The 7,949-nt window shown below is 69.5% G+C and carries 8 protein-coding genes; 3 read left to right on the top strand and 5 right to left on the bottom strand.

Translation table 11 applies throughout. The annotated features are described in order from the left end of the window. Nucleotides 1–215: 215 nt before the first annotated feature. The 3 genes from AC1RSK_RS24090 to AC1RSK_RS24080 all read right to left on the bottom strand — a co-directional run bounded on the left by AC1RSK_RS24090 (nt 216) and on the right by AC1RSK_RS24080 (nt 2,757). The gene (locus AC1RSK_RS24090; RefSeq protein ID WP_492910242.1) at nt 216–1,364 is read right to left on the bottom strand and encodes a beta-ketoacyl-ACP synthase III; all 1,149 of its coding nucleotides are present in this window, start codon (nt 1,362–1,364) and stop codon (nt 216–218) included. Then, the gene (locus AC1RSK_RS24085; RefSeq protein WP_492910241.1) at nt 1,361–2,311 is read right to left on the bottom strand and encodes a flavodoxin family protein; all 951 of its coding nucleotides are present in this window, start codon (nt 2,309–2,311) and stop codon (nt 1,361–1,363) included. The genes AC1RSK_RS24090 and AC1RSK_RS24085 overlap by 4 nt, the downstream gene beginning before the upstream one ends. Before the next feature lie 152 nt (nt 2,312–2,463). After that, complete coding sequence (locus AC1RSK_RS24080; protein ID WP_492910240.1) at nt 2,464–2,757, bottom strand: ApeI family dehydratase; 294 nt, start codon at nt 2,755–2,757, stop codon at nt 2,464–2,466. Nucleotides 2,758–2,805: 48 nt separating this feature from the next. On the opposite strand from AC1RSK_RS24080, the gene AC1RSK_RS24075 reads away from it, so the two are divergent. The 3 genes from AC1RSK_RS24075 to AC1RSK_RS24065 all read left to right on the top strand — a co-directional run bounded on the left by AC1RSK_RS24075 (nt 2,806) and on the right by AC1RSK_RS24065 (nt 5,702). Then, nucleotides 2,806–3,246: an ApeP family dehydratase gene (locus AC1RSK_RS24075; RefSeq protein ID WP_492910239.1), complete on the top strand. Its 441-nt coding sequence runs from the start codon at nt 2,806–2,808 to the stop codon at nt 3,244–3,246. A 384-nt stretch (nt 3,247–3,630) separates the two neighbouring features. Next, complete coding sequence (locus AC1RSK_RS24070; protein ID WP_492910238.1) at nt 3,631–4,797, top strand: acyl-CoA dehydrogenase family protein; 1,167 nt, start codon at nt 3,631–3,633, stop codon at nt 4,795–4,797. Further along, on the top strand, nt 4,794–5,702 hold the full coding sequence (locus AC1RSK_RS24065) for an alpha/beta hydrolase family protein (protein WP_492910237.1): 909 nt from the start codon (nt 4,794–4,796) through the stop codon (nt 5,700–5,702). Before AC1RSK_RS24070 ends, AC1RSK_RS24065 begins: the two co-directional genes overlap by 4 nt. An 8-nt stretch (nt 5,703–5,710) precedes the next feature. Here AC1RSK_RS24065 and AC1RSK_RS24060 read toward each other — a convergent pair whose 3' ends face one another. Both AC1RSK_RS24060 and AC1RSK_RS24055 read right to left on the bottom strand, forming a co-directional pair. After that, the gene (locus AC1RSK_RS24060; RefSeq protein WP_492910235.1) at nt 5,711–6,763 is read right to left on the bottom strand and encodes a ComEC/Rec2 family competence protein; all 1,053 of its coding nucleotides are present in this window, start codon (nt 6,761–6,763) and stop codon (nt 5,711–5,713) included. 10 nt (nt 6,764–6,773) lie between these two features. Then, entirely contained in the window at nt 6,774–7,826 is a 1,053-nt protein-coding gene (locus AC1RSK_RS24055) for a hypothetical protein (RefSeq protein WP_492910234.1), read from the bottom strand. Nucleotides 7,827–7,949 lie beyond the last annotated feature (123 nt).

The raw sequence follows: 7,949 nt of genomic DNA, 5'->3' as shown, positions 1-7,949 counted from the left end.
GGCATCGTCGTCGCCTTGCTGCGCACCGGCCAGACTTGGCAACCAAACTACCAAGCCTAAACACAGTTGCTCATCCGGCCCCTTCGGGGCCACCTTCTCCCACGAGGGGAGAAGGGAGACCCGAGGCGAACTCACTAACATCCCGCTGCGGCCTCCCCCACCGAGGGAGAGGGACCTGTTGCGAGCCGCGTCCAACGGGTTCGACATGAATGGTCTCACGCCACGGTCAAATGCATGAACCCGCTGGAGAACCGCCCGCTTTCCGGAATCCAGCACAGCAGCCGCTGGCCGGGCTCCAGATCACCGCTCTGGGCCAGCTCGTCGATCATGATGAACATCGAGGCCGCCCCGGTGTTGCCCCGGGTGGTCAGGTTGGTGAACCAGCGGTCCTGCGGCACGTCGAAGCCGGCCACCTGCATGCCGGCGTGGACCTTGTCGCGGAAGTACTCGCTCGAATAGTGCGGCAGGAACCAGTCGATGTCGTCGGCCCGCAGCTGGTACTTCTGGACAATGCCGGGCAGCGGCTTTTCGACCGTGTAGTGGATGACGTGCTCGTTCAGCAGGCGCACGTCCTGCTTGATCGACATCACCGAGTCGGTCTCGCGTTCCTTCGGGCTCATCGCCGACCAGCCGGTGATCGTGCCGTCGGCATTCTTGGAGGCGCCCGCATACATGCAGGTCTCCATGTCACCGGCGTAGGAGAAGGTCTCGATCCAGTCGATGCGCAGGTTGGTCGCCCCCTCGCGGGGTTTGTCCTGCAGCAGGAAGGCGCCGGCCCCGTCGCTGAGCATCCAGCGCAGGAAATCCTTCTCGAAGGCGATCTCCGGATGCTTCTCCAGGTCGTCGACCTTGGCGTCGATCTCGGCGCTGAAGTTGCCGGCGCTGAGCACCGGCGAGGGGCAGTCCGAACCGGTGGCCACCGCGTTGTTGTGCAGGCCGCCGGCAACGGTGACATAGGCGTACTTCAGGGCCGTGATGCCCGACAGGCAGACGCCGCTGGTGGCGATCACCTCGCAGGCCGGCAGGCCAAGTTCGCCCTGCACCATGGAGGCATGGTTGGGCATCACCTGGTCGGGGATCGAGGTGCCGCAGGCCAGCAGGTCGACGTCGGGCAGGGTGACGGTCTGGCCGAGCCGGCGCACGGCGGCGGCGGTCAGCTGGGCGTTGTTGTGGGTCGCCTTCCCTGTCGCCGGATCGATGGCGTAGTGGCGGCTCTTGATGCCGTTGCTGCGCAGGATGGTGCGGCGGGCGCGGCTGGGTCGGCCGCCGGCCTGGCCCAGCACCGATTCCATCTCGTCGTTGAGCACGGGCTCATTGGGCAGGAAGCTGGCCGTGCCGGTGATGTAGACGCTGCGGATGGTCATTGGGCGGCTCCCAGCAGGGCGCGGCCCTCGCCCGAGGGTTCAGCGTAATAGGCGCGCTGGCGGGCGATCTTCGCCTTCAGCAACGGCTTGGTCAGGCTCTTGAGCACCGCCAGCAGCGGCACCACCGTGACGATCAGGGTGAACAGGAAGGCCACATAGACCACCAGCACCACTCCGCGCAGGGGGCTGCCAGGCTTGCCGCAGGCGCGCAGCAGCCGGCCCCAGATCAGGAAGCTCTTGCGGGCCACCCGCTCGGAACTCATCAGGCCTTCGAAAATCGACACCGCGCCAAGATCGCTCAACATCGGCTCCGTGTCGCCCCTCGAACGGGTGGGCAGCTTTGCAACAATCGCCTCGCCGAAGCGGCTGCAGCCGGCGATATCCGCCTGGCTGACCCCAGCCTCCGGCACCACGCCGCCCAGGAAGGGGCCTTTCCTGCCGGTCAGCATCCAGGCCGGGGTGGAGATGAAGGTGAAGGCGCTGTGGGCGCTGTCGGTCAACACCACATTGTCGATCAGGTGGGCGCCAAGGGCCGCCAGCTGCTCCTTCATCCGCTCCTGTGCGGAGAGCCACATGTTGCGGCAGCCGATGACGGTGGTCACCGGCTTGCCGGCCAGCAGGGTCCTGGCTTCAGGGCTCTGCAGGAAGGCGGTGATCGGCTTGGACGGCGACAGGAACCACACCGAATAGCCCAGGATCACCAGGTCGAAGTCGCTGTCGGCCGGCAGGACCGGCGGCAGAATCGGGTCCACATCCTCATAGACCGTCTCGGGGAAGGTGTTGAAGAAGAACCCCGCCGGCCAGGGGAAGGGATAGGGCGTCGCCGGCTCGATGGCCAGCCAGACAACTTCAATATCCGGCGCGGCCTCCAGCGGGGCCACGGTCGAGCGCAGGATGTCGCTCAACTGCCCCGTCTGTGAATAGTGAACGACCAGCACCCGCTTCATCGATACGCCCCGACTTCCCCCAAAAGCACTGTCTCAATCCATAGGCGAAACCCCGCCCGTCTGGCAACGAAACGCTGAGCGAATTTCGTCGGTTAGCAGAGGGTTTCAGCGAGGCCGCAGCACAGGCGCCGTATCGTTGTGCGCCGCGGCGCCTACAGGGGCGCCAGGGTGAACCGCCCGTCGACCAGGGCCTCGTCCGCCACCCGCGCCTTGACCGTAATGGCGTCGGCCTTGGCCTCGCCGAACGACACCTCCACCGTCTCGCCGGCTCGCAGCAGCCGCAGGAACTTCATCCGCCGCACGCCGCTGCAGGTCCGCTCCGGATGCAGCGCGGCCAGGGACGCGACCAGATGTTCGAGGATGACCACGCCGGGGACCACCGGGTTGCCGGGGAAATGGCCGGGCAGGGCCGGGTGGTCGGGGTTGATCGTGAAGGCGGAAGTCATCAGGGTTCGCGGAATCAATTTCACCCCTTGTCGCGCGGGACGCCTGCGATGTCGAACCTCCCGCCGATGGACAAGGCCGCCATCGCCCGCGTGATCCCCCATGCCGGGACCATGAACCTCTTGGAGACGGTGACTGGCGGCGGACCGGACTGGATCGCCTGCACCGCCGCCAGCCACCGCGACCCCGCCAACCCTCTGCGCCACGGCGACCGCCTGCCGGCCAGCTCGGCGGCCGAATACGCCGCCCAGGCCATCGCCCTGCACGCCGCCCTGACCGGCATCGACCGCGAGCCGCGCCGGGGCTTCCTGGCCGTGGTCAACAACCTTTCCTGGACCCGCGACCGCCTCGACGACGTGGCCGGCGACCTGGAAATCCGCGCCGAACAGCTGGCCGCCACCGGGGCGGCCCTGCAGTACGCCATCACCGTCGTCGGCGACGGCCAGATCCTGGCCATGGGCGAACTGATGGTGGCGCTGGAACGGGCTTGAGGCCAAAAAATGCGCCTTTTCAAGAGCTTGTCGAATATGTCTAGACATATTCACCGGCCTTTCCGGCCGTCGACCGCCAGCCGCCCCGACGCGTAGCCCGCCCGGCAGACAATCCTGGCCACAAACCCTGCGGTTCGACCTACAGGCCGGCCTACGTTCGAGGCTGCATTTTCGAACCCCGGGGCCACGCCAAAGCCCACGGTTTCCGGGGTTTTGGCGGCTTTCCACCGCCGCTGCGAAAACCACGCCTCTGTTCTGTTGGTCGGGCCGCGCGGTATAATGGGGTCGCTTCGATAAGCCCGGCCAAACGCCCCGGGCCGGAAAACCTCTTCCCTTCCCTCACCGTCAGCCTGCTAAACCCGCCCGAGCATCAGGGGACGCGCCATGAACTTCGAGCTCGACGAAGACCACCGCATGCTCAAGGACCTGGTCCGTCGCTTCGTCGACGACCACCTGATCCCGCTCGAGGCCGGCGTCCTGGCCCGCGAGGCGGCCGGCGGCGCCGCCGCCCTCACGGCCGAGGAAACGGCAAAGGTCGACGCCGTCTCCCGCGAGCTCGGTCTCTGGGGCCTCGACGCGCCGGAGGACGTCGGCGGCGCCGACCTGCCGCACGTGGCCATGGTCGCGGTCAACGAGGAGCTCGGCCGCAACATCACCAACTACACCCTGCCGCCGGACAGCCCGAACCTCAGAATGATGATGGCCACGGTCAACGAGCAGCAGCGCGCCGCCTACCTCGCGCCCTACGTGGCCGGCGAGACCATCTCGGCCATCGGCATCTCCGAGCCGCAGGCCGGCGCCGACCCCTCCGGCATGACCACCTCGGCGGTTCGCGACGGCGACGACTGGGTGCTCAACGGCCGCAAGATCTGGATCAGCCGCGCCGACCACGCCCATTTCACCATCGTCATGGCCGTCACCGACAAGGAGAAGGGCGCCCGCGGCGGCATGAGCGCCTTCCTCGTCGACCGGGACAGCCCCGGCTTCCAGGTGCTGCGCAAGATCCCCATGCTCGGCGGCCAGTCGACCTACGAGATCGCCCTCGACGACGTCCGCGTCCCCGGCTGGAAGCTGCTGGGAACCGAAGGCCAGGGCTTCGCCCCCATGCAGGTGCGGCTCGGCACCCGCCGCTGCGAGATGGCCGCCTGGTCGATCGGCATGGCCCAGCGCGCCCTGGAGATGATGATCGACTACGCGCCGCAGCGGAAAACCTTCGGCGTCCCGCTCTCCGAGCGCCAGACCATCCAGAACTGGGTCGCCGACGCCCACACCCGCATCCACGCCGCCCGGCTGATGACCTACGATTGCGCCTGGAAGATGGACCAGGGCCGCGAGGTCCGCTCCGAGATCTCGATGATCAAGGCCTACGCCACCGAGATGGCCTGGGAGGTCGTCGACCGCGCCATGCAGACCTTCGGGGCCATGGGCATGACCCGCGAGCTGCCCCTGCACATGATGGCCTCGAAGATCCGCACCATGCGCATCTACGACGGCCCGACCGAGGTCCACCAATGGGTGGTGGCCCGCAACCTGCTGGGAAGTCGTCGATGAAGCGTCTCGCCGTATCCGTCCTGCTGTTCCTCGCCGCCTGTGGCGCCCCGGCGAACCCGGCCAACCCGGCGGACGCCGGGCAGAGCTTGCGCGAGGCACGGGCCGCCCACACCGCCCGGTTCGAGAGCCGCGAGCACGCCAACCACCCGCTGGCCACGCCGCCGGCCGGGGTCTTCAAGGCGGTGACCTATCGCTCGCCGGTCGGCGAGCTGGCCGCCTATGTCACGCCGGCCCCGGCCGACGGCGGCAAGCATCCGGCCATCATCTGGCTGACCGGCGGCGATTCCAACACCATCGACGACGTCTGGTCGCCGGCCGACCCCGCCAACGACCAGTCGGCCTCGGCCTATCGCAAGGCCGGCATCGTCATGATGTTTCCCTCCCTGCGCGGCGGCAACCAGAACCCCGGCTATCGCGAGGCCTTCTACGGCGAGGTGGACGACATCCTTGCCGCCGCCGACTACCTGGCCAGCCTGCCCTACGTCGATCCCAAGCGAATCTACCTCGGCGGCCACAGCACCGGCGGCACGCTGGTCCTGCTCACCGCCGAGGTCTCCGACCGCTTCCGCGCCGTCTTCGCCTTCGGAGCGGTGGCCCGGGCCGGGGACTACGGCCCTGACTTCCTGCCGGCCGGCCTGACCGACCCCACCGAGCTGCGCCTCCGCGCGCCGGTCCACTGGCTGGCCGGCATCCGCAGCCCGGTCTTCGTCATCGAGGGCGAGACCGGCAATGCGCAGGACCTGCGGGAGATCGCCAAGGCCGGCGCGGGCAATCCGAACATCAGGACCCTGCTGGTCCCCGGCCGGGATCACTTCGGCGTCCTGGACCCGGTCAACCGGATGATCGCCGGCAAGATTCTCGCCGACACCGGGGAAACGACCAACATCGTGCTCCAGGCGCCCTAGCCTGGCCGCTAGAAGCTCACGACCAGCGTGCCGTTCTCTTCCGGATACACCGCCTTGTAGCCATGCTTGGCCTGCAGCCCCGCGTCCTCCCAGACCTGGGTGAAGTCGCTGCGGTAGTTGAACATCAGGGTCGCCCCGGCCGAGCCCTTGACCACCCGCGCCACCGCCGCCTGGTCGGGGTGTTCGAAGTAGGAGCCGTTGGTCGAGATCATCCAGCGGGGGCAGTCGACCAGGCCGACGACCTCGGCCGAGGTGTTGGCCATGCTGCCATGGTGGGCCAGCTTGAAGGCGTCGAGCTTGACCTTGGCCCCGCCGTCCAGCGCCTTCAGCGAGGGGGCCATGACGTCGGCGTGGGCGTCGGCGGCCAGCACCACCCGCCGGCCCTCATACTCGGCCAGCACCGCGATGCTGCTGCCGTTGGGTTCCGAGCCGTCGGCCTTGAACGGCAGGGCGGCCAGGGCGTCGACGTCGATGGCCCCGAAGCTCTCCAGCTCCGGCGGCGCGCCCTGCGGCTTGCCGGCCTTGCCGGGGACCAGGCCGGCCAGTCGGCACTCCTTCTCCCAGACCGGCCGCAGGTCCTCCAGCTTCTGCCGGGTCGGCGACAGCAGCGTCAGGCTGAGGCCGCCGGCCAGCTCCACCTTGCGCAGGCCCCCGCCCTTGTTCAGCACCACCGATCCGCCGCCGAACGCCTTGTTCCAGGGCAGCTTCAGGTCGATCAGCGCCTTGGACAGCCGCTCCCCCTGCGCCGCCCCGAACCCCTCCAGCGCCTCGTCGAGCAGATGGTGGTAGGCGTTGAACCAGACGTCCCCGACCTCGACCCCCAGCCCGCCGGCCTCCTCCAGCAGGCCGACCACACCCTCGATGTGGTCGCGGTCGATGTGGCTGATGATCAGGAGCTCCAGCCGCCCGGCCGGCCCCAGGGCCTTCAGCTTCTGGCGCACCGTCTTGCTGGTCGCCTTGCGGCCGCCGTCGATGAGCACATGCCGCGGCTTGGCGGCATCGCCATAGGTGATCCACAGGCAGTCGCCCTCCCGGGCCGGCAGCATCTCGATCTGGAACATGCTGGTCTCCTCAGGCGCCCAGCCGCAGGGAAGTGAACACCTGCTGGGGATTGCAGCGGCCGGCCAGCTTGCTGACGGCCACAAGCGATTGGGCGACGCGGCCGTCCGGGTCGGGCTGCTCGACCAGCAGGGTCAGCACGTCGCGCAGCCGCTTCAGCCCCTCGGTGTAGACCGGCACGCCGCGATCCATGGCCTCCAGGGCCTTGGCCCGGATGCCCTCCTGCCGGGTCTGCACCATGCTCACGGCCTGCAGCACGGCCGCGTCGGGCAGCCAGGGGCATTGAACATCGAGGGTCTGCAGCCAGCCGCGCCAGGGGGCGTCGTCATAGGTGGTGGCCGAGCCGACCAGCACATAGCCGCCGGCCGCCGCCAGATAGGGGTTGAGGGTCTTGCCGAACAGGGCCTCGGCCGCCTGGCCGAGCAGGGCCCTGGCCTCGGGCAGCCGGCCCATGGCCAGATAGCCGAGCAGGGTGCCGTAGGCCGGATCGCGCACGGCGGTGGAGACCCGCTCCTCGCGTCCCTCGGCGGCGGTCATGATCTCGACGGCGACCGTCTGGCCGCTCTCGGGCGTGATCCAGCGCTCGGGCAGCCGCACCGCCTCGGCCCGGCCGGCCGGCGGATTGTCCACCGCCCACAGCGGCCGGCCGCCGTCGACGTCGCTCAGGGGCAGGGCGGCATAGGTGCTCCACTGGGCGTCGCGCCCCTCGGGCTGCGGTTCGCGGCCAAGCCCCTGGCCGGCCAGGGCATAGGCCTCCGAGAGCGCCGCGCGGCCGTCCAGCGCCGCCAACATCATCGCCCATTCGCCGGGCCCGGAGGGCAGGGTCAGCAGGGTCAACCGGGCCGGACCCTCGGCGACGCCGGAGGCGCTGCTCGCCGTCTCAGCCGGCGCCGGCGGCCCGTCTTCGGGGGCGGCCGACTTGAAGATCGATCCGGCCGACGGCGGTTCGGCCGCCTGGGTGGCCAGGCCGCCAAGGCCCGGAATCTTCCCCCGCCGAGCCAGTTCCGCCCCGCCGCCGGCGACAGCCAACAGGCCAAGGCCGGCCAGCCAGAACCAGCCGGGCATGCCCTTGCCGTCCAGGCTGGAGGCTTCAGACCGGGCCGTTGGGGGCTGGGCCGCTGGCGGTCGTGCGGCCGAGGGCGCGGCGGCGGGCGGCGCGGTCGCGGGCGGGGCGGCGGCGGGCGCAGC

Source organism: Caulobacter sp. GW821-FHT11A05 (assembly GCF_058809015.1).
The sequence above is the reverse complement of the archived record's forward strand: the minus strand, read 5'-3'. Positions and strand labels throughout refer to the sequence as shown.